The sequence below is a fragment of the Polluticoccus soli genome (assembly GCF_029269745.1).
GTDB classification, from domain to species: domain Bacteria; phylum Bacteroidota; class Bacteroidia; order Chitinophagales; family Chitinophagaceae; genus Polluticoccus; species Polluticoccus soli.
Map to the genome: position 1 here is coordinate 1,112,648 of NZ_JARJHT010000002.1, position 22,159 is coordinate 1,134,806.

General features: G+C 47.7%; 20 protein-coding genes and 1 other RNA gene. 9 read left to right on the forward strand and 12 right to left on the reverse strand.

Going from position 1 to position 22,159, the window contains the following annotated elements:
• The first annotated feature begins 2 nt into the window (after positions 1 to 2).
• Together P2W83_RS15800 and P2W83_RS15805 are read left to right on the forward strand one after the other, a co-directional pair.
• Positions 3 to 359: a nuclear transport factor 2 family protein gene (locus tag P2W83_RS15800; RefSeq protein WP_276134730.1), complete on the forward strand. Its 357-nt coding sequence runs from the start codon at positions 3 to 5 to the stop codon at positions 357 to 359.
• Between the two features lie 119 nt (positions 360 to 478).
• Complete coding sequence (locus P2W83_RS15805; RefSeq protein ID WP_276134731.1) at positions 479 to 1,741, forward strand: sugar MFS transporter; 1,263 nt, start codon at positions 479 to 481, stop codon at positions 1,739 to 1,741.
• Positions 1,742 to 1,799: 58 nt separating this feature from the next.
• Here P2W83_RS15805 and P2W83_RS15810 read toward each other — a convergent pair whose 3' ends face one another.
• A complete protein-coding gene (locus tag P2W83_RS15810) occupies positions 1,800 to 2,861 on the reverse strand; it encodes a hypothetical protein (RefSeq protein WP_276134732.1) in 1,062 nt (353 codons plus the stop codon).
• 509 nt (positions 2,862 to 3,370) lie between these two features.
• Here P2W83_RS15810 and P2W83_RS15815 point away from each other — a divergent pair.
• Together P2W83_RS15815 and P2W83_RS15820 are read left to right on the forward strand one after the other, a co-directional pair.
• A complete protein-coding gene (locus P2W83_RS15815; protein ID WP_276134733.1) occupies positions 3,371 to 3,784 on the forward strand; it encodes a DUF6157 family protein in 414 nt (137 codons plus the stop codon).
• Between the two features lie 87 nt (positions 3,785 to 3,871).
• Positions 3,872 to 4,771 carry a dioxygenase family protein gene (locus P2W83_RS15820; RefSeq protein WP_276134734.1) on the forward strand — a complete coding sequence of 300 codons (900 nt, stop codon included), beginning with the start codon at positions 3,872 to 3,874 and terminating at the stop codon, positions 4,769 to 4,771.
• A gap of 82 nt (positions 4,772 to 4,853) precedes the next feature.
• On the opposite strand, the gene P2W83_RS15825 is transcribed toward P2W83_RS15820, so the two are convergent.
• Positions 4,854 to 6,569 (reverse strand): MDR family MFS transporter, encoded by a 1,716-nt coding sequence (locus P2W83_RS15825; RefSeq protein ID WP_276134735.1) that lies wholly within the window; start codon positions 6,567 to 6,569, stop codon positions 4,854 to 4,856.
• A gap of 135 nt (positions 6,570 to 6,704) precedes the next feature.
• A complete protein-coding gene (locus P2W83_RS15830) occupies positions 6,705 to 7,358 on the reverse strand; it encodes a tetratricopeptide repeat protein (RefSeq protein ID WP_276134736.1) in 654 nt (217 codons plus the stop codon).
• A gap of 179 nt (positions 7,359 to 7,537) precedes the next feature.
• Here P2W83_RS15830 and P2W83_RS15835 point away from each other — a divergent pair, with 179 nt between their 5' ends.
• Together P2W83_RS15835 and P2W83_RS15840 are read left to right on the forward strand one after the other, a co-directional pair.
• On the forward strand, positions 7,538 to 8,287 hold the full coding sequence (locus P2W83_RS15835; protein WP_276134737.1) for an SAM-dependent methyltransferase: 750 nt from the start codon (positions 7,538 to 7,540) through the stop codon (positions 8,285 to 8,287).
• Complete coding sequence (locus P2W83_RS15840; RefSeq protein WP_276134738.1) at positions 8,287 to 8,904, forward strand: phosphatase PAP2 family protein; 618 nt, start codon at positions 8,287 to 8,289, stop codon at positions 8,902 to 8,904. Before P2W83_RS15835 ends, P2W83_RS15840 begins: the two co-directional genes overlap by 1 nt.
• Here P2W83_RS15840 and P2W83_RS15845 read toward each other — a convergent pair.
• Positions 8,891 to 9,631 carry a TrmH family RNA methyltransferase gene (locus tag P2W83_RS15845; protein WP_276134739.1) on the reverse strand — a complete coding sequence of 247 codons (741 nt, stop codon included), beginning with the start codon at positions 9,629 to 9,631 and terminating at the stop codon, positions 8,891 to 8,893. The two genes, P2W83_RS15840 and P2W83_RS15845, sit on opposite strands and share 14 nt — an antisense overlap.
• A gap of 35 nt (positions 9,632 to 9,666) precedes the next feature.
• Between P2W83_RS15845 and tamL the strand changes: the two genes are divergently transcribed.
• Complete coding sequence (gene tamL, locus P2W83_RS15850; protein WP_276134740.1) at positions 9,667 to 12,105, forward strand: translocation and assembly module lipoprotein TamL; 2,439 nt, start codon at positions 9,667 to 9,669, stop codon at positions 12,103 to 12,105.
• A 48-nt stretch (positions 12,106 to 12,153) separates the two neighbouring features.
• Positions 12,154 to 13,101 carry an arginase gene (locus P2W83_RS15855; protein ID WP_276134741.1) on the forward strand — a complete coding sequence of 316 codons (948 nt, stop codon included), beginning with the start codon at positions 12,154 to 12,156 and terminating at the stop codon, positions 13,099 to 13,101.
• An 11-nt stretch (positions 13,102 to 13,112) separates the two neighbouring features.
• Here P2W83_RS15855 and P2W83_RS15860 read toward each other — a convergent pair whose 3' ends face one another.
• Positions 13,113 to 13,577, reverse strand: a complete 465-nt coding sequence (locus P2W83_RS15860) for a hypothetical protein (protein ID WP_276134742.1) — start codon at positions 13,575 to 13,577, stop codon at positions 13,113 to 13,115.
• 10 nt (positions 13,578 to 13,587) lie between these two features.
• Positions 13,588 to 16,218: a valine--tRNA ligase gene (locus tag P2W83_RS15865; RefSeq protein ID WP_276134743.1), complete on the reverse strand. Its 2,631-nt coding sequence runs from the start codon at positions 16,216 to 16,218 to the stop codon at positions 13,588 to 13,590.
• Positions 16,219 to 16,380: 162 nt separating this feature from the next.
• Between P2W83_RS15865 and P2W83_RS15870 the strand changes: the two genes are divergently transcribed.
• Positions 16,381 to 17,955 (forward strand): T9SS type A sorting domain-containing protein, encoded by a 1,575-nt coding sequence (locus tag P2W83_RS15870; protein WP_276134744.1) that lies wholly within the window; start codon positions 16,381 to 16,383, stop codon positions 17,953 to 17,955.
• A 66-nt stretch (positions 17,956 to 18,021) separates the two neighbouring features.
• Here the strand turns inward: P2W83_RS15870 and rnpB are convergent.
• From rnpB to P2W83_RS15900, 6 genes are all read right to left on the reverse strand, one after another.
• Positions 18,022 to 18,389: RNase P RNA component class A (gene rnpB, locus P2W83_RS15875), an RNA gene on the reverse strand.
• Positions 18,390 to 18,525: 136 nt separating this feature from the next.
• The gene (locus tag P2W83_RS15880) at positions 18,526 to 19,599 is read right to left on the reverse strand and encodes a bifunctional transcriptional activator/DNA repair enzyme AdaA (RefSeq protein WP_276134745.1); all 1,074 of its coding nucleotides are present in this window, start codon (positions 19,597 to 19,599) and stop codon (positions 18,526 to 18,528) included.
• A 59-nt stretch (positions 19,600 to 19,658) separates the two neighbouring features.
• Positions 19,659 to 20,303, reverse strand: a complete 645-nt coding sequence (locus P2W83_RS15885; RefSeq protein WP_276134746.1) for an alpha/beta hydrolase — start codon at positions 20,301 to 20,303, stop codon at positions 19,659 to 19,661.
• A 41-nt stretch (positions 20,304 to 20,344) separates the two neighbouring features.
• Positions 20,345 to 21,304: a phosphate acyltransferase PlsX gene (gene plsX, locus P2W83_RS15890; RefSeq protein WP_276134747.1), complete on the reverse strand. Its 960-nt coding sequence runs from the start codon at positions 21,302 to 21,304 to the stop codon at positions 20,345 to 20,347.
• 20 nt (positions 21,305 to 21,324) lie between these two features.
• Positions 21,325 to 21,534 (reverse strand): 50S ribosomal protein L32, encoded by a 210-nt coding sequence (gene rpmF, locus P2W83_RS15895; protein WP_276134748.1) that lies wholly within the window; start codon positions 21,532 to 21,534, stop codon positions 21,325 to 21,327.
• A 12-nt stretch (positions 21,535 to 21,546) separates the two neighbouring features.
• Positions 21,547 to 22,110 (reverse strand): YceD family protein, encoded by a 564-nt coding sequence (locus P2W83_RS15900; RefSeq protein ID WP_276134749.1) that lies wholly within the window; start codon positions 22,108 to 22,110, stop codon positions 21,547 to 21,549.
• Positions 22,111 to 22,159 lie beyond the last annotated feature (49 nt).

Here is a 22,159-nt window from a genome sequence, read left to right on the forward strand (position 1 = left end):
CTATGTCAGCAGAAAACAACAAAGAGATCATACGGAAGGTGAATGATGCCTTCGCAAAAAACGATATGGAAACATTCCTGGCCAGCTGTGCCAACGACGTACGGTGGAGCATGGTAGGCGCACACGGCCTTGTAGGCGCCGATGCTATCCGCGAGGATATGAAAACGAACATGCCATCGCAGCCACCAGTTTTCACCGTCAAGCACTTGATTGCCGAAGGCGAAATGGTAATGTGCGACGGAGAAATGACCATGACGCAAAAAGACGGTAAAGAATGGCGCGGCGCTTTTTGCGATGTATACCAAATGCGCGATGGCAAGATACAGGAACTTAACTCGTACATAGTAGAATACAGATAACAAGCATCATAACACGTACTACTAAATGGCGCCGGCATCGGGCGCCATTTGCATTTGTGTATATCTAAATTTCCATTTCCCGCCATTTGCACTATTTTTAGTCCATTACACTACAAAGCATGAAGTCAAACACCAAGCAATCATATACTACGTCCCTTTTTCTTGTAGGCTGCCTGTTTTTCATTTTCGGGTTTGTGACCTGGCTAAATGGTACACTCATACCCTTCCTTAAAGCCGCCTGCGAGCTGAATAACTTCCAGTCATACTTCGTCACCTTTGCGTTCTTCATCTCTTACTTCGTAATGGCCCTGCCGTCTTCGGCAATACTGAGGGCTACCGGCTTCAAAAAGGGGATGAGCCTGGGGCTTTTTGTGATGGCCATTGGCACCGTCATTTTTATACCTGCGGCTATGCAACGCAGTTTTACGTTTTTCCTCATCGGTCTGTTTACACAAGGTCTAGGTTTATCAATACTGCAGACAGCTACCAACCCATATGTAACCATCCTCGGCTCTGAAGAAAGCGCTGCACGTCGTATCAGCATCATGGGCATTGCCAATAAAGTAGCAGGCATCCTGAGCCCGCTGATACTGGCCACTATACTGCTGGGCGATATTGACACGGTCAAAACCAAACTGGCTTCTGCAGCAGATGTGGCTGCTAAAAGCCAGTTGCTCGACGACCTCGCCCGCCGTATCATCAACCCATATATCGTGCTGACCATAGCACTGGTGGTACTAGCGTTGCTGGTGCTCATTTCCCCCCTGCCCGACATTGACGACGAAGAGGAGAACCCTGACATCAAGGCCGACAGCCGCACCACGTCTATCTTCCAACACCCGTACCTGTTCTTTGGCGTTTTTGCCATCTTCCTGTATGTGGGTGTGGAGGTGATTGCAGGCGACTCGATCATCAGTTATGGCACCTACCTCGGTATACCTATCAATGAGGCAAAGTTCTTTACCTCGTTCACCCTGGGCTGTATGATAGCCGGTTACTTTCTCGGCATATTGCTTACACCCAATTTCATATCGCAGGAAACAGCGCTGAAAGTATGTGCTGTACTCGGCATATTGTTCACCATTGGCGTACTGACCTCCGACGGTCGTTTCTCTGTTTACTGCCTTGCCGCCCTTGGTCTTGCCCACTCCATTATGTGGCCTGCCATCTGGCCCATGTCGCTTAAAGGACTGGGCCGGTTTACCAAAACCGGGGCCGCGCTGCTCATCATGGGTATCGCAGGTGGCGCTGTGTTACCGCTGCTCTATGGTCACCTGGCCGATCTGCAGAACAACCAGGCTGCTTACTGGATCCTGATACCATGCTATCTCTACATCCTTTATTTCGCCATTTGGGGCCATAAGGTGGGCTACAAAAAATAGCCTATCCTGTTATCTAATTTGCAAGGGCTACTTTCCGGAGAAGGTAGCCCTTGTTGTTCTATTTTGAACCATTGTCTGCCGTGGTAGGCTGCGGTTGCCCTATCAACGGGGACTGTGGTAGTTGCATATACCTTGGAGGCGCTGGCTGGCGGTCTTCCGACCCTTCATCCTGGCTCTTCTCTTTTGGTTTTACTGTCGAGCGCACCACCATTATTTTGTTCAGTATATCGAACCAGAAAGGTGCGCCAAGCGTGGCAGCAAAGGCCGTAATAAGCCAGCCGAGGACTACACCCCAAAATGAGTTCCACGCTCCGCCCTGGCCTCTTGAGTTGATCCATGCCGGATGGTCGCCATCCCAGCCTATTGGCAGCGTAAGAGCCTGCAAATGCGATTCGGCCACTTTATAATCAACAGGGGCACCATTGGCCGTTATCGTCCCTGCTTCCTTTACCACCAGCTCACGGGCCGATTGGTTTACCGAAAGGTAGTTAGCAACCCTGAGAGTATTAATGTTCATACTTACAACAACAGCCACAGCTATGCCGAATATGATCATTTGAGTGGACCGCTTGTACCAACCCGATACCCTGTCCATACCGCTGTTGAACCAGTCTTCAATAACTTTTTGCGCCTTGTTCATATCTCCCTGTGCTGAATTTACGGCATGCAATAATACGCGCTGTACTTGCGGGTTTTGTATCTCAGCCACGTTCTTGCGTATCGCCTCGAGCGAGATTGGCTGACCTGCGGTTGCCGTGTTAATGTCACCGGCTTGCTTACCATGGGCTGCAATGTCCATTAATGCCTGCGAAAAGTTCTTCGCGTTGATATACGAAGGCAGGTTGCGGCCCCTTGCCCAAAGCCCCGGCTTGTCTGTACCGTCGGCTGGCTTATAGTCGCCAGAAAAAATGCCGCTTACCAGTGGGTGCTGGTAAAGTTCTTTGGCCAGTCCGTTACCACCTTTATCATGCAGTAACTGGCGGATGCCATGTTCCAGGTAGGCGGCGCGGGTTTTGAGTATTGATTCAATACCCTCCCTTACCGCGGTGCAAATGGTGCTTACCAGGATGAAGACCACGATAAGACCAATACCAACGTCGACGATTGCTGATCCAAACATAGAATAGAAGTTGTGTGGTGATTAATGATGATGAGTGTTTGTTGTTATCCCATTTCAAATGTAAACATATATAGATACTTAAAATACCGTTGAAACACGTTTTTTTATTTGGCGTATAAGTTTATATTATCGTTCGTAATATCCGTTGTTGGTTTTTGTTGGTTTTTCTATCAAACCAATGTCGAATTCTGGTTGGTGTCGTGTAGCATTTTAGGCTGTAATATGCTTCCGAAGTGGATCGCAGGCGGAAATGACGTTTGTTGTCGGAGCTTGATTTGTTGTCGTTTGTTGTCGAAACGGTGTTCATTATTTTGAGTGAAACGCCGTGAAGCCAAAAATCTCCAGGGGCTAGCATTGAAGCCAGGTATTTTAAGATAGGTTTTCATAGTGTCTTCATTCAATATCTATCCAGAATGCTATTAAATACAAATATACAACATTTTACTCATTAAATGACCTAAAACTTGTGGCCCCGGTTTCTTAAATTTACATTAGTAAAGCCCGGAAAGATGAAAGAGCATACCACCAACTACCAGAACGCGTTTATCGAGATAGCTGAGGACTGCCCTGTAAAGGCAGGCGAGATGCCACCACTGAAGGGCGATAAAAAGACGGTAGCCAACATGCAGTTTGATATGGTGTATGACAATCCGTACAAGTACACTTCCGACGACGTATTGTTCCAGGTGTATGCCGATCGCAATGGGATCAAAAAAGGCGAAACGGCTGAAGCGCGCAAAGCATTCTTTTCCAAGGGTCAACCCTGTTTTCGTACCTCTCCCCTCACCAAGCGATATGGCTGGGGTGTACACAGCGACGAGGCTGGTCGCATAGCCATTTATGGAGCCGAAACGACCGAATACAAAAAGATGGCTGAGGACAAGAGCCTGAAAGTCGTGAAGGCGATGAGGAGTAGTAAATAAGTGCTATAAACATCAATTTAATACCCCTATTGTTAATCTTTATCCGCAACCAATGTACCTACAATAGATGTTTTGTAACTTGCATACATGGAACGAAAAGACTTCCTGAGAACGATGCTGGCTTTTTCGGCGGCGGGTACGCTCACCAGCTTTAAAAATTTTACAGACGGGTTGCCTAAGCAAGGCAGAAAGATGCCGGTATTGTTCACGTCCCACGGCAGCCCGATGGACATACCCCTGAGCAAAGACGAGCGCCCTTTCTGGAATGCGCTGTTTGAACTAGGTAAGGGTTTGCAAAACAATTTCGACGTGAAGGCGGCATTGATCGTGTCGGCACATTGGTGTACACGTGGCACTTATGTCAATATATCGCCTGAGCAACAGCAGATATACGATTACTACGGTTTTCCAAAAGAGTATTACGAAGTAAAATACCATGCAAAAGGTGCACCTGAGATAGCGCACGAGGTGGCGAAGATCGTGCCTTCTGTAAAGGAGAGCACCGACTGGGGGTTGGATCACGGCGCCTGGCCTATGCTGATGCACCTGTTTCCTGAAGCCAACATACCCGTGTTCCAAATGAGCATAGACTACTATGCAAAACCGGAATATCATTTTGAACTAGGCAGACAACTGGCGGCGCTGCGCGAGAAAGGTGTACTGATCATAGGCAGTGGTTCGCTGATACACAACCTGCAGTTGGCAGGACAGAAGATGAGCCGCAACGACATGACCCCATATGGCTGGGAAGCCGAGTATGATGAGTGGCTCAAAAAAACGATAGACGCACGCAATTTTGCCGACATCGTTAAGTATGAAACAAGTCACAAACTAGGCAAACTGGCAGCGCCAACACCAGACCATTATGTGCCGGTATTATACAGCCTCGGCCTCACCGATAAGAGCGACGAGATCAACTATTTTTACGAGGGCACGCCAAGTATTCCCGCATTCAGCGAAAGAAGTTTTCTGATCGGAAATATATAACCGTGTCAAGTGTTGCCACCTGACACCACAATAAAGAACTTATACGATGAGAAAGCCGCTCTGAAAAGCGGCTTTCTCTATTTCATGAATCAGCCAGGCGGTTACCGTCACCCTGCCATTTCCGTTCTGTGTCTGTATATGTCCTTGGCTGTGCTTCGTCGTCGCTTTGGCCAAATTCGTCCTCCAGCATGATGCCTGCTTCTTCCACGATCGGGTGTTTGGCTTTGAGCAATGGTATCTCAGGCAAAAAGAAAACAACGATCAGCGCCACCAGCATCAGGCAGGCAGCTACAAAAAACACACTGTCTACGGCAGCGCTGAATGCCACCTTAGCAAGCCCAATAAAGTGCTCGAAATTGCTGTACACCTGCTGCTGCATATTAGGCGGCACCTTAGCCAGCATCTGTTTTATATGCTCCTGGTTGGTCTGGTTGAGCACCGATTGAAGCATGGTACCATCAAAATGGCTACCGCTGCCGCTTGTATTTAATTGCTTCATCTGCGCCACAAATGGATCGCTTCTCAGCATACTGGCCTGCTCTGTCAGCTTACTGTTCATGATGCCACCTAAAATAGCAGTGCCTACTGTGCCGCCTATATTACGGAACAACTGTGTACCAGCAGTTACTTCTCCCAGCCGCTGCATGGGAAAAGCACTCTGCACAGCCAGGGTGAAGATGGGCATAGTAGCGCCGAGACCAGCGCCCAGCAATACCATCCGCACGATGAGAGAAATATTGGAGGTATGCTCATCGATAGTAGAGAAATAAAACAAAGCGGCCACCGTAAGAGCTGTTCCTGCAATAGCCAAAACTTTATACTTGCCGGTGCGCGAAATAACTTGTCCTGCAACGCTGGATGCCACCACAAGCGATAGCATCATAGGCGTGAGCACAAGCCCGGCATGTGTGGCTGAACCGCCAATAACACCTTGGGAAAATATGGGCACGTAAATGATGACACCAAACATGCCCATAGCTGTAAGGAACATAGCAGCAACCGATACAATGAATACGCGGTTACGGAATAATGTCAGCGATAATATGGGATTGCGCGCCCTGCCCTCTACGCGGATGAAAATGAACAGGGATGCAGCTGCAAACGCCAGGGAACTGATGATCTGCCATGAGCTCCACTGGTACACGCTACCGCCCCATACCAGCGAGAGCAACAGCGGGATGAGAGTAGCGGCAATAAAAAATGCCCCAAGCCAGTCGATAGTTTTGTCCCTGTGGTGCGGCGCTATCTTCGGCAATGTCGCCAGCAACACCACGATCGCGATCACACCCAGCGGTATATTCACATAAAACACCCAACGCCAGGTTGTATTGTCCGTTATCCAACCACCAAGCAAGGGACCGGCAATGCTGCTCAATCCAAAAATGCCACCTATAAATCCCTGGAACTTACCCCGTTCGGCCGGCGGGAACACTTCACCTATGATGGCAAAAGAGTTGACCATCATAGCGCCACCGCCAATACCCTGCAGTGCGCGAAAGAATATAAGCTGCGTCATATTTTGCGACAGCCCGCAAAGCATAGACGCCGCCAGGAAAATGCCAATACCCAACAAATAGAGTACACGCCTGCCAAACATATCGGACAACTTACCGTAGATGGGTACCGTAACTGTAGACCCCAACATATAGGCGGTAAATACCCAGCTGATGTGTTCAAGCCCGTGCAGTTCCTGTACTATGGTTGGCATGGCGGTCGACACAATGGTCTGGTCGAGCGAGGAAAGTAACATGGCGAGTATAACACCTGACAGTATAGCCCATTTATTCGTCTGGTTCATCAATCGTTCTTTCCCAACTCAGCTCAAAAGCCATACCCGCACAATTAGCGACTCAGGATCAATAGCATACTGTCTGCTATACAGAACAAAAAAGCCGCTTTGTGAGGCGGCTTTGTATAAAAGTTCGTTAGTTAATTAACCAGGGATACGTGCAATATACTTGCTCAGCTCTTTTACCTGCTCTACCACCTGCGGATTGGTAGCCTTAATTGATTTTGCTTTTGCAAAGTACATTTTTGCAGCACGGAAATCGCGGCGCTGCATGCTGATGCTTGACAGTTGCAGGTAAGCCGTTGCTTCGCTGTCTTTATCAGGAAGACCGGCTTTCACGGCTTTGCGCAGGTTCTCGTATGCTTCTTTGGTATTGCCTTTGCGGTACGCGATAGAACCCAGCTGCAGGTAGGCAGTACCTTCCAGTTCTTTTTCGGTACCAGCCTCCAGTCCTTTACGGATATCAGCTTCTGCCTGGTCAAGGTCGTCGCCCATGGTAGACAGGTTGGCGCGCAACATGTAATAAGACGAACGTACAGGCTTGTACAGCAGGTCCGGGTACTTTACGCGTTTCATCAGCGCCTGAGCACCTTCCATATCTCCATCCTCAATATAACCCTGTATCAGCGTCATTGGTCCGATCAGGAAGTGAGCAGCAACCATCAGGATGGCCACCAGGAACGGCAGCCATGCGATCCACCAGGTAACTGAAAAGCCTAGCCAAAAGCCCAGGCCAATCAATACTACTGCAAGAGGTATGCGATTGAATACTATAAAACGACGGAGACTTGCCTTCATTACTTAAAAATTGGCTGCAAAGATAAGTTTTCGCGCGGTGATACACCACATATAAGGCTATTACATATCTTCTTAATATTCAGCTGTACGCGGCTCACGCCTTAACCGATGAGCTGTTTTGTAACCGAATACCCAACTGCTGTGCCTTGCTTTGGGAGTTACGTCTTACTTTTGTCACCATGGAAGCAGTCACGCAGGCGACAGATTGGTTTGAAAGTTGGTTCGGGTCCCCTTATTACAAAATTTTGTATCAGAACAGGGATGAAATGGAGGCACAGGCATTTGTAGAAAAGCTGATAGACCACCTGCAACCCCTGCCCGGCAGCAGCATGCTCGATATAGCCTGCGGCGAAGGCCGCTTTGCCGTGCAGCTTGCTGAGCATGGGTATGACATAGTAGGTATCGACCTGTCGCACCACAGCATCGAAACTGCAAAACAGTTTGAGGAAGAGCACCTGCAGTTTTTTGTGCACGACATGCGTTTCCCGTTTTACATTAACTACTTCGACTATGCCTTTAACTTCTTCACTAGCTTCGGTTATTTTGCCCACGACCGCGACCATATGATGGCCGCCAAAGCGTTTGCAGCCGCTCTGAAAAAAGATGGTTTGCTGGTGGTAGACTACCTGAACAAAGAATATGTGCTTGGCGGACTGGTGCCGGAAGAGACCGTACAAAGGGGGAGTTATACGTTTCACATTACGCGTAAACTGGAACGGAATCACATTCTCAAAACAATAGATTTTTCCGATGCCGACGGCAAGCATAGGCGCTATACCGAAAGTGTAGCCGCTTTTACACTGGCTGATTTCATCCAGATGTTCAAACGTGCAAAAATGACGCTGGTGGGGACCTTCGGCGATTACCAGCTGAACTCTTACCACCCTACCGATTCGCCGCGAATGATCATGATCTTTAAAAAAGCCTGATGCTAGAGCACCTCCAGAACTTACTTATAACATTCGACTACGGGTTGTGGTATTACCTGAACACCGAATGGCATAACTATATACTGGATGCCATCATGCCATACATACGCAACCAATGGGCCTGGGCACCACTCTACCTGTTCCTGCTTATGTTCATGACCATGAACTTTGGACGCAGGGGATGGATCTGGTGCATCTTCTTCCTGCTCACATTTGCCATTGCCGATTACGTGAGCGCATCTATGCTGAAACCTTTATTCATACGTACAAGGCCTTGCAACAATCCCTTCCTGCAAACAATGGTGCATAGTATAGTACCGTGCGGAAGCGGCCCTAGTTTCCCCAGCGCTCATGCGGCCAATCATTTTGGATTAGGTGTATTCATGGCCACAACCTTACACTCCAAAGTAAAAGGCATCTGGTGGATGACCATGATCTGGGCATTTATGATCGGCTATGCACAGGTGTATGTTGGCGTGCACTTTCCGCTGGATGTGATATGCGGCGGACTGGTGGGTGCAGTTGCAGGCACGCTGACCGGTAATATCTTCAATCGCCTATTCGACCTGAGTAAACCGCATAAGGTTAAAGTCAAACCCGCGCCTACCGCCCCATAAGCAAGGCACAAATAATACCTGCTGACACAGCTGCATTCAAAGACTCTGCTCCGCCAAGACGCGGGATCGTGACCTTGTGTTGCGCCTTATCGAGGATGGCATCAGAAATGCCCTTTGATTCATTGCCGATGATCAATACACCATAAGCTGGTTTCGAAATCTCGTAGATGTTCTGTCCATTGAGGGCAGCTGCATATACAGGCATATTCGCCTGCGATAAGAATTCATTGAGAGGCGCTGTGCGAATGTTCACTCTCAAATGTCCGCCCATAGCTGACTGCACTACTTTAGGATTATAAACATCGACACAACCAGGAGAGCAGATGATGTGCTTGACACCAAACCAATCGGCAATGCGAATGATAGTACCCATATTGCCCGGGTCTTGAATCTCATCAAGCGCAATACACCACTCATTAGCCGGCATCGCATCATCATGTTTTGGCATGTGTGCTACTACAAGCACGTGATTGGGTGTTTGCAGAGTGGAAATAGACTTCAATTGAATATCGTCGACAATATGAAGTGTGGCTTCTTCATGCCTGTCAATTAGCGCTCGGTTAGCTTCGGCCCATTCGTAAGTCGCAGCTATGTGCTGGATGGGTGCATCTGAAGACAGCCATTCACGGGATATTTTGTCGCCTTCGGCTATAAATACATTGTGTTCTTTACGATATTTTTGCAGCGATAACGACCGAATATATTTATTTTGCGCCTTCGACAACATAGAGCAAAGCTAACTGAATTGTCTTAACCTGATACATGAGTCATAGAAGAATTGTTTTCTCCGTCCAGGCATTATCGTTACTGATAGTGTTGCTTGTATCAGGAAGTTGTAACATTACCCGCCACCTGAAAGAGGGTGAATACCTGCTAAAAAGCAACGACGTAAAACTTCACTCCAAACAAAACATAACACGCAAGGGCGAGATCAGGGATAACCTGGAAGCGCTGATCGTGCAAAAACCGAATACAAAATTCCTTGGCATTCCGTATAAGCTGATTTTTTACAACTGGCGTTATAACAAATTTCAGCACGATAGCGGGCACTACCAGGTACGTACTAAAACAGTTGAGGCGCCGGTTATTTACGATAGTGCTTCAAAGCGACGCTCGGCGCTGAACATGCGCAGTTACCTGTTTAACCAGGGGTATTTTTATTCTAAGGTTACAGATACCACAAAGTTTAAAGACAAAAAAGCCTATGTCACCTATTTCGTAAATACGGGAAGCAACTACCTTATCAATAACCGTATTTATGATATCGACGATAGCACCATCAATTCTTTCGTTCTACTGAATGAAGGAGCCACTGTGTTGAAACCGGGGATAGAGTTTACTTATACCCTGCTGGAAGAAGAACGAACACGACTAATAACCGTATTACGCAACCAGGGGTATTATAAGATATCGAACAATAACATCAGCTTTGAGCTGGATACAGCTAACAAGCGCATGTTGAGAAGCGATGAAAACCTGATAGAGGACGCGATCAATGTGCTGGCGTTTCAAAAAAATGAACGCAAGCCAACGCTGGATATCAAGATCATCATCCGCGCCGATGAAGATCCGAGTTCGTATTACCGGTATGGCATTAGCCGCGTGCGGGTGTTTCCCGACTATAAGGGAGGATCTGACTTCCGCGATACCACAATGATCCAAAGGGCCATTGGCAAGGTCACATTCAAGTATCACGACTATTATATACGCGAGAACATCATTTACAGACACCTATTCCTCGAGCCCGACCGCTATTATTCGCAGAAGGAATATGACCAGACTGTCAATAAACTCAATGAATTAGGATCGTTCCAATCCATCCGTATTAGCTTCAGCGAAGACACCACACGCGGTCCGGGCTGGCTGAATGCTAACGTGTTCCTTACACCGGCCCAGAAATTCGATTTCAATACAAACCTAGAGGTATCAAACGGTTCAATTTACCAGCTGGGAAATGCCCTGTCTGTAAGTTTGCGCAACCGAAACTTTGGCCGTGGTGGAAACATGCTGACGCTGACAGCAGCAGGCGGCATCGAAATGACGCATGATACCATCGGTAAAAACTTCATTGACCGTTTTCATATGCTGACCCGTACGCTTAGTGTAAATGCGGGCATAGACTTTCCAAAATTCCTCCTGCCGTTCCGTTCTCACACTATTAGTAAAAAGAATATTCCGCGTACCGAGATCAACTTGGGCACGGCCATACAGGAACGTGTGAAATACTTTACTGTGCTCAACTCCTCGGCCAACTTTAGGTATAAATGGCGGGAAACATCTACCAAGAACTGGGAGCTAACGCCCATCTTTGCCAACGTTATCCGTCTTCCGGTTGTTACAGATTCATTCAACAACCTGCTAAGAACCAACAGCTGGCTACGAAACGCCTATACAGAAACATTCATTGAAGGGGAAAACGTTGCATTCATTTTCACCGACCGCGAAAAGCGACTGGGTAAAAATTATTTCTACGCGCGTCTTGGTTTGGAAGAAGCAGGAGGTATTCTTCGTGGTCTGAACACCTTCATTCCAAAACTGGACAGCTCGTATTCGCAGTACCTCAAGTTTGACTTTGACGCACAACACTTCGTACCACGACGACATTCAGCCTGGGCATTCCGCTTTATTGGCGGCATAGGTTTGCCTTATGGCAACTCGATAACGTTGCCATACCTGAAACAATATTACGTTGGTGGTGGTTATAGTATGCGCGGCTTCCGTATACGCACACTTGGGCCAGGCAGCTATGTTGATGTTACGCCCGATGAAGGAACGAACGTAGTAGACCGCACGGGCGACATAAGGCTGGAGCTAAACGGTGAGTACCGTTTTGATGTAGTACGCCTGTTTGGTGGTGCGATGAACTTGAAAAGTGCCTTATTTGCCGATGCGGGAAACATTTGGCTTGCAGACAGTACACGCGACTATCCAGATGGAGAATTCCAATTTAAAAACCTGGGCAGAGATATTGCAATTAACGTTGGCACAGGTGCGCGGATAGATGTTGCGGGTTTCTTTCTCGTAAGAGCGGACGTAGGTATACCGATAAAACGGCCTTTTTACCTTCCTGATGACGAGATAGCGCGCGATGTAAATGGTACTTTGATCCGCCGTGGTTGGGCACTCGACGAATTTTTTGGCTACAAAGACTGGGCAAAACAAAACCTCGTGCTTACCGTATCCATCGGCTATCCATTCTAACACTGGCGCTTTTGCTGAAGCGCATCGCATTTAATATCTTTGACGCATATGCGTAATATTAAGATCATAGAAGTAAGATCTGAGATAGGAGCAGGAACAAGAGGCGCAAGCCTCGGCATAGATGCCATACGAATAGCGGCGCTCGACTACATGAGCAGCTTTTTTGTAAACTTTCCTTCTGAACAGGTAGAGAACGAGAACCGTCTTTTATACGAACCGGTAGCATCGCCCTACGCCAAGCGTATACAAGGTGTTTATACCATGTATGAGCGTGTGGCAAAAAGTGTTGCCGACACTTTGAAATCAGGACTGTTCCCACTGGTACTGGCTGGTGATCACAGCACCGCGGGTGGTACTATTGCAGGCATCAAAATGGCACGTCCTAAGAACAGGCTAGGTGTAATATGGATAGACGCACATGCTGATCTGCACACGCCCTATACTACCCCATCAGGCAACATGCACGGTATGCCACTCGCTACTGCCCTTGCCGAGGATAACATAGAGAGCCAGGTACACAACCCTGACGCACAAACCGTAGAATTCTGGAATAAGCTGAAAAGCATAGGCAAGATCGAGCCAAAGATCCAGCCGTCAGACATCGTTTACATTGCCATGCGCGATTTTGAAAAGGAAGAAGAACACCTGATCAAGAAATATGGCATCAAAGTAATTCCAACACAGGAAGTGCGTCGTAAAGGTGTGGAGAGTGTAGTACGTTCTGCGCTACTCCATCTAAGCGCCTGCGATGATATCTATGTTTCGTTTGACGTAGATAGCCTTGACAGCTCTATATCGCGCGGCACAGGCACACCGGTAAGCAACGGGCTGAAAGAAAGAGAAGCAGAAGACCTTATAGCTTCGTTTATGCAAAACCATAAGATCTGCTGCTTCGAGGTGACAGAGGTAAACCCAACGCTGGATAAAGAAAACCTGATGGCTGAGATAGCCTTCAACATTCTACAGCGTAGCGTGAACCTGCTCTTAGTGAACTAGTTCTCTAACCACTACTTTGTCAACACCAGCCGCATTGCTTTACCGGGAGAAGCTTTGCCCGCAGCTGAGCGCACTGTGATCTGGTCAAAATATACAGTATCGCCTGGTTTTGAGCGTTCTGTGATGTTATTCAGAAGAAACGTGGTCAGGCTATCACCCATACAATATTCCACCAAGTGGTCGGTCACCCACATCAGGTTGCCTACTGAATCCTCATAGAGATTGCGCTCGCCATAGGTGAGTGCAAATCCGTCGACGCCATATGGCATCCCAAGGGAATCGCGCGACGTGAGCCCTTGTTTCAACAATGAATCAAAAGTCTTTTTGCTCAGCTTACCATCAGAGACAGTCGACCGCCCCAGGTAAACTGGAATGCGTTTTACCGGCTTGTCTGTCTTCTTATCTTTCGTTTGCGCCCATACAGTTACAGACGCCAACGAAAGACATATCACAACAAATTTTAGCTTCGTATTCATTTTCCTAAAGTTATAATAAACTCAGGCTTTCTTCAATAGCTTTTATTTTAGCTAAGGCGTCAGCCTGCTTTTTACGCTCAATTTCTATCACCTCGGGTTTCGCATTCTGCACAAAGCGTTCGTTACCCAACTTCTTATCAATGCTTCCCAGGAACCCTTTCAGGTAGTCCAGTTCTTTTTGCATCTGCTCTTTCTGTGCGCCAGTATTTACATTGGCAGCATCGGCCTCAATGTACAGTTTATCGGTCTGCACCACTATAGCAATACTGCCCTGCTTTGGTTCAGCAGTAAAACCGATCTGCTCGGCGTTTACTTGCCTTGCCAAGATGGGTTCTACCTTCTTGTAGAAATCCTGCTGCGCGGTATCTATCCACAATTTGATTGTCTCTTTGGGCTTCAGCTGGTTCTTGTTGCGCGTGTCACGAACCGCTGTGATCAGCTCCTGCAACAATGCGCCATCTTTAAGTATTCCCTTATCAACGCTTTTTGTAGTGGGCAGTTGCTTTACGATCAGGTCGTCACCCTCTTTGCGTTCACGCAGCGAATGGAATATTTCCTCGGTAATGAACGGCATATATGGATGCAACAGCTGCAGCAGACTTTCGTAGATATTGATAGTACGGTCGTACACATCACGGCTCATTGGTTGATCCTGTGCAGGTTTTATCCATTCAAGATACCACGAGCAGAAATCATTCCATATCAAAGAGTAGATGGTTTTCAAAGCTTCGCTGAGGCGGAAGTCTTTCATCAAATCTGCTACCTCGGCAGAAGCATCAGCCAGCCTGTGTTCCATCCAATCGATAGCAAAACCTGCATTTGACTCAACACCATCAGCTATCCTGCTCTCCCACATCTTCACCAGCTTGGTGGCGTTCCACATTTTATTGCTGAAGTTGCGGCCCTGCTCCAGAGATGATTCATCGTACAGCAGGTCGTTACCAGCGGGAGCAGATATCATCACGCTGAAACGCAAGGCATCAGCACCAAATTGTTCAATCAGGTTCAACAGATCGGGCGAGTTACCGAACTGCTTACTCATTTTCTTCCCTTCTTTGTCGCGAACCATACCCGTAAAGTATACCTTGTTGAATGGCTTCTCGTCCATGAACTCGAAACCAGCCATGGCCATACGCGCCACCCAGAAGAAGATGATATCAAAACCAGTAACCAGTGTGCTTGTAGGATAGTAATATTTCAGTTCAGCGTTATTAGGGTCTTTGTTCCAGCCAAACACCTGCATTGGCCACAACCAGCTGCTGAACCAGGTATCCAGCACGTCTTCATCTTGCCTCAGTTCTGGTTGCTTAGCCGCTAACTCTGGCTTTTTAGCTTTGTATTGTTCGTGCGCGCCTGCGGCGTCGGTAGCCACGTAAATAGCACCTTCGCTGTCGTACCATGCAGGAATACGTTGCCCCCACCAAAGCTGGCGACTAATGCACCAATCTTTGATATTGCCTACCCAGTGACGATACAGGTTTTTGAATTTAGCCGGGATCAGTTCGATATTATCATTCAGTACATTCTCGAGTGCAGGTTTAGCCAACTGCTCTACATCACACCACCACTGCACTGACAGCTTTGGTTCAATAACAGCATCGGTACGCTCTGAGAAACCTACCTGGTTGCTGTAGTCCTCTACCTTTACCAAGTTGCCCGCGGCTTCCAGGTCGGCGAGTATTTTCTTGCGTACAGCAAAACGGTCTTCACCGATGTACAGCTGAGCAGCTTCGCTCATGGTGCCGTCATCGTTCAGTGTATCTATAACCTGCAGGTTGTGTTTCAGACCAAGGTTGTAGTCATTGATGTCGTGCGCAGGAGTAACCTTCAACGCACCAGTACCGAATTCTTTATCGATGTAATCATCAAAAATGATCGGTACGCGTCGGTTTACCAGCGGTACGAAGCAGAATTTGCCCTTCAGGTGAGTGTAGCGTTCATCTTCCGGATGCACGCACACAGCAGTATCGCCCAGGATAGTTTCAGGACGAACGGTAGCTATCGTTATGTATTCTTCTTTGTCACTGTCGATCTTATAACGAACGTAAACCAGTTTAGAGTTGGTTTGCTTGTAGATCACCTCCTCGTCACTCAAAGCAGTTTTTGCCTTGGGATCCCAGTTGATCATTTTTACGCCGCGATAGATATAACCCTTGTTGTATAGTTCAACGAATACGCGCATTACAGCAGCATAGTACTCGTCGTTCATGGTGAAGTTAGTACGGTCCCAGTCGAGCGAACAGCCTAGCTTGCGCAGCTGTTGCAAGATGATGCCGCCGTATTTTTCTTTCCACTCCCAGGCATATTTCAGGAACTCATCGCGCGACAACGACTTTTTATCGATGCCTTTTTCGCGGAGCATACCCACTACCTTAGCCTCTGTAGCAATAGATGCGTGGTCTGTACCCGGCACCCAACAGGTATTGAAACCCTCCATTTTAGCACGACGGATGAGTATGTCCTGGATAGTATTATTCAGCGCATGGCCCATGTGCAGCACACCGGTAACGTTGGGCGGAGGTATGACAATGCTATATGGCGGACGTTCGTCAGGGACTGATTTAAAATACCCTGAACGTTCCCAATGTTCATACCAACGTTGTTCGGCTTCGCCGTGCTGAAAATTCTTACTTAGTTCCATGTTTTCGCTGAGCGCAAATTATAAGTGTGCAAAGATAATACCTAACTCCCGTCCTTCAGAATTTGTAACATTTTGCTCTGTTAAGCTCATGTAAAACCCTGCAACAACCGACAAACACATATCGCAATATTTTTGCTTATCTTGCAGTAAACGTCGCCCCAAATGAAAAAACTCTTACTCATCACCTCGGCACTCTTCACCACTTTGACAGCCGTGAAAGCGCAGACACCCGTATGGAGCACTGACATTGCCCCGATAATAAACAACAAGTGCGCATCGTGCCACAGGCAAGGTGGTATTGCGCCGTTCTCGCTTATTGGATATAACAATTTGATGGCACAGCCCGGCGTAGCAAACGCTGTTCAAACCAAGCGCATGCCCCCATGGCCTCCAGACCCAAGCTACAGCAGGCTGGCCCACGAAAGACTATTATCGCAAAAGGAAATAGATAAAATACTGGCATGGGCAAACAACGGCAAACCGCAGGGCGACCCGACACTGGCACCACCAGATCCGGTCTTTCCGGCTAATGGCGACTTGCCGGGCACACCAGACCTTATTTCTAAGATACCGCATTTTACATCTACGGCCACTTCCGGCGACCTGTACCAATGTTTTGTAATACCCAGCGGACAGGCTGCGGATAAATACATCACAGCCATTGAAGCATTGCCTGGCAATAGACCCATCGTACACCACGTACTCGTTTATGCAGACACGACCGGTACATGCGCCTCTCTTGACGCAAATGATCCGAACCCCGGCTATGTAAGTTTTGGCGGTGTTGGCACTAACGATGCAAAACTATTGGGTGGCTGGGTTCCGGGAACAGCGCCTATCAAGCTCCCCTCTGGCTTTGGCATACGTCTGCCTAAGAATGCAGATATCGTCATCCAGATTCACTATCCTGCAGGTTCAAATACGCAGATCGACAGCACCGAGGTCCATTTCTTCTTCGCATCAGGTCCGGTAAGGCGGGTAGATATCAACCCTGTGTTGAACCACGTTACTAATATCGATCAACCGTTATTCATTCCTGCTAACGCCACCAAGACATTCACTGAATCCTTCAATATCCCTGTTATCCTCGGAGATGCGTCGATATTAGGCGTCGCACCGCATATGCACCTGATAGGCCGAAACATCACCACTTTTGCCGTCACGCCGGCGAACGACACGGTCAAATTCATCCGCATCAACAACTGGGACTTTCACTGGCAGGGATTCTATGCCACGCGCAATATCGTGAAGGTAGCCGCAGGCTCTACCCTGTATTCGCATGCGTTTTACGACAACACGACCAATAATCCATTCAACCCAAGCAATCCGCCACAGAACGTTAGCGCAGGTGAGAATACGACCGATGAAATGATGCTAACCTACTTCATCTACACCAAGTACCAGGCTGGCGATGAGAATATCCAGATCGACACTTCAACACTGGCAGAACTATCTGTGGGCAACTATTATAAAGGCGAGGTGTTGTTTGAACCGTATCCCAATCCGGCAACCAACGAACTGGTTGTAAAATGCCATTGGGACAAATCAGTAACAGCTACGATTGATCTGGTAGACATCAGCGGAAAGATTAGCAAAAGACTGGCGGCTGCTGCACGTATTGAAAGCGGATATTCTGCACTGAAATATTCTGTTGCCGACCTGCCTGCGGGCGTGTACACACTGAGACTAAAAACGGAAGAGGGATTACGAACGGAGAAGCTGGTGATACAACGATAAAACAAACTGACTGACCAATAAAAAAATAAGCGCCGGGACAATACCGGCGCTTCATCATTTAACCAAAACAACCACAAACCTGTAAGCCGGATTCTGTAATCTCAAATGGTCATTGAGACGGCTATCATTTATCTGGTCACGCAATCGCTTGCGTGATCTATCTGCCAACCCACGGACATCGGGCGAGCCGCCCTCGATCGTCCGCCTATTTGGCATTTCAGCGCGCAAGGTTTACCCCCTCGCCATGTTGCCATGGCGATGCGTAGGCTTTTACCCTACATTTTCACCCTTACCCCCAATGTGAAGGCGGTTATTTTCTGTGGCACTTTCTGTATTCCGCTGACGCGGAACCCCACCCGTTAGGTGGTGCGCTGCTCTTTGCTGTCCGGACTTTCCTCCCCTGCTTGCGCCGAGGCGATAACCCGGTTTGTAGTCGATACAAAATTAAAGAAAAATAGCTCATCTAATCAAATAAAACTCCAGCCAGTAATGCATTTAACATTTTGGCACGTTTGGGTTTTCGACCCAGGCTGTAGGATCGTGATATTGAATGGAGCGCTGCGAAGAGTTTTAAAACAAGGAATACTGCTTATCATAACCGGCATGTTTAGCCTCATGCTCCAACAGCCATTTTTTGCGCCACAGGCCGCCGCCATAACCTGTGAGGTGTCCGTTCTCCCCTATCACGCGGTGACATGGAATAATAATAGCTATACCATTCTCGCCATTAGCTCGAGCTACCGCACGTATCGCTTTCTCATTGCCCAGAAAAATGGATTGACCTTTGTATGATTTGGTAGTACCATAGGCTATTTGCTGCAAGCCGCGCCACACCTTCTGCTGAAACTCAGTACCAATAATATGAAGCGGAAGATCGAACTCTCTTCTTTGCCCGGTAAAGTATTCCTGCATCTGCTCATTCAGCACTTTAAAATGCGGGTGATCGCCGGGAATGAGCTTGGCATTCAGCCCTTGCTCTATACGCTTCATGATGCTTTCCATCATGCGGCGTTCGGCGAAGTCGAAGAGACAAATCCCTTCGTCCGTAGCGCCGGCTATCATAGGGCCTACCGGTGTAGTGATCCTTGTTATAGTTACCAATTGCTGTGATTTACTTTGTTGTGGTGTGTGGCCGGTGAGTTTACGAAATGATTCTCCGAAACCGCTTAGGGACTCGAAACCATTATCAAATGCCGTTGTTGTGATCTTATCGCCGTACCTGATCTGACCGAAAGCTCTGTTGATACGCAGGAAGCGTTGATAAGACTGAAAAGTCATTCCGTAATGCTGCTTAAACCATCGGCGCAATGTTGCCGGTTCTACCCCGCGCTGCCGCAGATCCCAGTCCTTTAGCCGTAACGCGGGGTCGCGTTGCAGGTCTGCCAACAATGTGCTGATATAAGCAGGAGTTTCTCCTTTTTGCTGCAGGGGTTTGCAAACCTTACAAGGACGGTAGCCATTCAGCAAAGCATCTTTAGCCTCGGTGAAAAACGCTACGTTCTGAAACTTTGGCTTGCGCGCTGTGCAGGCTGGGCGACAAAAGATACCGGTAGTCTTCACCGCCATAAAAAACAGCCCTTCGAAAGAGGCATCTTTACGGCAGCTGGCCTCGTACATAATCTCCGGTGTCAGTTCCTGCTGCATTAGTGCAAAGTAACCGCATCTGCACGCAAGCAACAACCGAAAATTGAACAGGCATTTTTTTAGTGTGAGAGTTCGCCGGCTATGATGGTAGACACTTCGCCGGCGCAGCTGTATACCATCAGATGTGTACCGCCATCAATCCAATAGTCAGGCTTCGAAATAGCGGAAGGTAGCACATGATCGTTGGTTCCGTGGATGTGGATGATATTCGGCGGTACTACCTCGTTATGCCATTCGACAATGGCCCTCGATGCCCATTTGACAAAAGCACCATCGGCATCGCGAATGATACCGTTTAGCAGGCGTATCTCGTCTGCAGTCTCAGCCCCGAATATTTTGCAGATATACCTGTTAGGAATAGAAAAAACAAAAGGGGGTAATATCTGCGACCTGATCAATGCCTGCACTGCCCTGTTGAGCTTAGGCAGTTCGAGTTTTGTCTTAGCGCTGGAGATAAGGAAAGCTTTTTTGACCGGTAGCGCCTTAGCTATCTCCGTACACAGCATGCCGCCAAAAGACAAGCCGAGGATAATAGGATTCTCCTCATCTATAAGCTTGGCTATTCGAAGGGCATATTGCGGTAAGGTTTCTTTACGTTCCGGCTTGATCCAAGCCAGGTGTACCAGCTCATAACCGGGAATGGACAGTTTACCGAAAATGCGGTCATCGGCACCGATGCCGCTCAGACAATATATTTTACCCATTGGCAATACTGCCAATAAAAATATACCAGACTTACGAGAAATTATTCAACTGTAGTAGTTGGAGCAAAGCGTTTTTTGAACACGCTCATCAGGTCGGCTGCAACTATTTTACGGGCTACGTCGATCATGTTCTTGAACGCAAGCGCATTAGAAACACCGTGGCCTATGATCACCGGGCTATTAATGCCCAGGATCGGCGTACCACCGAAGATCTCATAGTTAAAATTATCAAGGAATGAATCTGATAACTTGCGCTCCGTTAAGATAGTATGTACCGACTCGGCCATCTTTAGGATAACGTTACCCACAAAGCCTTCGCAAACAATAACGTCAACATCTTCAGAGAATACATCTCTACCTTCGATGTTGCCGATGAAGTTGATGTCGGTTTGCTCTTTAAGCAACGGGTAAGTAGCTTGAGCCAGGATATTGCCTTTGCCTTCTTCTTCACCAATGTTCAGCAGGCCCACACGTGGATTTTCGATACCGTAAACATTCTTTACGTACAGCGAACCCAGCTGCGCGAACTGCACCAGGTTTTCAGGCTTGCAATCGGCGTTGATACCAACGTCCAGCATCAAACCAAACTTACCGCTTGGCCTTGGTACAGGCGAAGCGATGGTCGGGCGTTGGATACCGTCGATATTTTTTACTGAATACATAGCACCCACCATCATAGCGCCGGTATTACCTGCGCTGATGAATGCATCGGCCTTTTTCATGGCCAGCATACCAAAACCAATGGCGATGCTGGAGTTTTGTTTCTCCTTCAGCGCCTTAGTAGGATGTTCGTGCATCCCGATAACCTCGGGAGCACTAACGACGGTAAACCGTCCTTTATACGGTTCTAATAGCGAAAGATGCGGTGTGGCCGCTTCTTCGTTGCCAATAAGCAACAAGTGCACCGACGGATCGGGCACTTGCTCAAAAAATTGTTGAACACCTTTAATAGCTTCCGCGGGCGCGAAATCTCCGCCCATGATATCAAACGCTATCTTCATTCAAACCGTAATGTAGCTGTTTATTGATTTGTTTCTCCTTCAGTAGCTGGTGTTTTGTCCATCACGACTTTACCGCGATAGTACAGTTTACCTTCTACCCAATGAGCACGGTGACGCAGGTGGCTTTCACCAGTTACCGGATCAATGCTCCAAGTTGCAGCAACAGCTTTATAGTGCGTACGGCGTTTAGCACCGCGTTGTTGTGAGTGACGTCGCTTCGGATTAGGCATCTTACTTAGATTTTATTTCGATTTACGTTTATTGTTCGTTTTTTCTTTCAGGGCTTCCAGACCTTTCCAGATATCATTGGCCGGCTTGTCTTCCGGCCCCGACAGCTGGTCGAGCAGTTTCAGGGCTTCAGGGTTGCAACCGGTTGTACCGTCTGCATTGTCAGGATGTACGTGCTGCAAAGGTATACTTAACATCACAAATTCGTACAACCAGTCGCTGATGTCTATCACAGTTTCGCCACGCGAAATGAATACAACATCGGCATCGTCATCTGCTTCTTCGTGTTCTTCACCAGTCAGCTTAATGACCAGGTCAAACTCGTCCCACAGCCTCAATTTATAATCATCGCCACAACGATCGCAAGGTACTGTTACACTGCCATCTATATCAAAATGGCAAAGAAAGAAATTCGTCTTTTTGTCGAATTTCAGTTCTACCTGTGCGTCGAGGTCACGAAATTCTCTTTCAGTTCCACCCTTCTCTTCAATGAACTTATCATTCAGGTCGTATTGAAACACATGAACGCCGGGCTTTAACCCTTGCCATGCTATTTCAAATTCCCGGTTATGTTTCATTTCGTTTATCTCCCGTTTCTTATAGGGCCTATAACATATAACAATCTAT

Bases quoted from the DNA above. Each gene is read 5' to 3' on its own strand.
- P2W83_RS15800 (WP_276134730.1), top strand. From the start codon at position 3: ATGTCAGCAGAAAACAACAAAGAGATCATACGGAAGGTGAATGATGCC.
- P2W83_RS15805 (WP_276134731.1), top strand. From the start codon at position 479: ATGAAGTCAAACACCAAGCAATCATATACTACGTCCCTTTTTCTTGTA.
- P2W83_RS15810 (WP_276134732.1), bottom strand. From the start codon at position 2,861: ATGTTTGGATCAGCAATCGTCGACGTTGGTATTGGTCTTATCGTGGTC.
- P2W83_RS15815 (WP_276134733.1), top strand. From the start codon at position 3,371: ATGAAAGAGCATACCACCAACTACCAGAACGCGTTTATCGAGATAGCT.
- P2W83_RS15820 (WP_276134734.1), top strand. From the start codon at position 3,872: ATGGAACGAAAAGACTTCCTGAGAACGATGCTGGCTTTTTCGGCGGCG.
- P2W83_RS15825 (WP_276134735.1), bottom strand. From the start codon at position 6,569: ATGAACCAGACGAATAAATGGGCTATACTGTCAGGTGTTATACTCGCC.
- P2W83_RS15830 (WP_276134736.1), bottom strand. From the start codon at position 7,358: ATGAAGGCAAGTCTCCGTCGTTTTATAGTATTCAATCGCATACCTCTT.
- P2W83_RS15835 (WP_276134737.1), top strand. From the start codon at position 7,538: ATGGAAGCAGTCACGCAGGCGACAGATTGGTTTGAAAGTTGGTTCGGG.
- P2W83_RS15840 (WP_276134738.1), top strand. From the start codon at position 8,287: ATGCTAGAGCACCTCCAGAACTTACTTATAACATTCGACTACGGGTTG.
- P2W83_RS15845 (WP_276134739.1), bottom strand. From the start codon at position 9,631: ATGTTGTCGAAGGCGCAAAATAAATATATTCGGTCGTTATCGCTGCAA.
- tamL (WP_276134740.1), top strand. From the start codon at position 9,667: ATGAGTCATAGAAGAATTGTTTTCTCCGTCCAGGCATTATCGTTACTG.
- P2W83_RS15855 (WP_276134741.1), top strand. From the start codon at position 12,154: ATGCGTAATATTAAGATCATAGAAGTAAGATCTGAGATAGGAGCAGGA.
- P2W83_RS15860 (WP_276134742.1), bottom strand. From the start codon at position 13,577: ATGAATACGAAGCTAAAATTTGTTGTGATATGTCTTTCGTTGGCGTCT.
- P2W83_RS15865 (WP_276134743.1), bottom strand. From the start codon at position 16,218: ATGGAACTAAGTAAGAATTTTCAGCACGGCGAAGCCGAACAACGTTGG.
- P2W83_RS15870 (WP_276134744.1), top strand. From the start codon at position 16,381: ATGAAAAAACTCTTACTCATCACCTCGGCACTCTTCACCACTTTGACA.
- P2W83_RS15880 (WP_276134745.1), bottom strand. From the start codon at position 19,599: ATGCAGCAGGAACTGACACCGGAGATTATGTACGAGGCCAGCTGCCGT.
- P2W83_RS15885 (WP_276134746.1), bottom strand. From the start codon at position 20,303: ATGGGTAAAATATATTGTCTGAGCGGCATCGGTGCCGATGACCGCATT.
- plsX (WP_276134747.1), bottom strand. From the start codon at position 21,304: ATGAAGATAGCGTTTGATATCATGGGCGGAGATTTCGCGCCCGCGGAA.
- rpmF (WP_276134748.1), bottom strand. From the start codon at position 21,534: ATGCCTAATCCGAAGCGACGTCACTCACAACAACGCGGTGCTAAACGC.
- P2W83_RS15900 (WP_276134749.1), bottom strand. From the start codon at position 22,110: ATGAAACATAACCGGGAATTTGAAATAGCATGGCAAGGGTTAAAGCCC.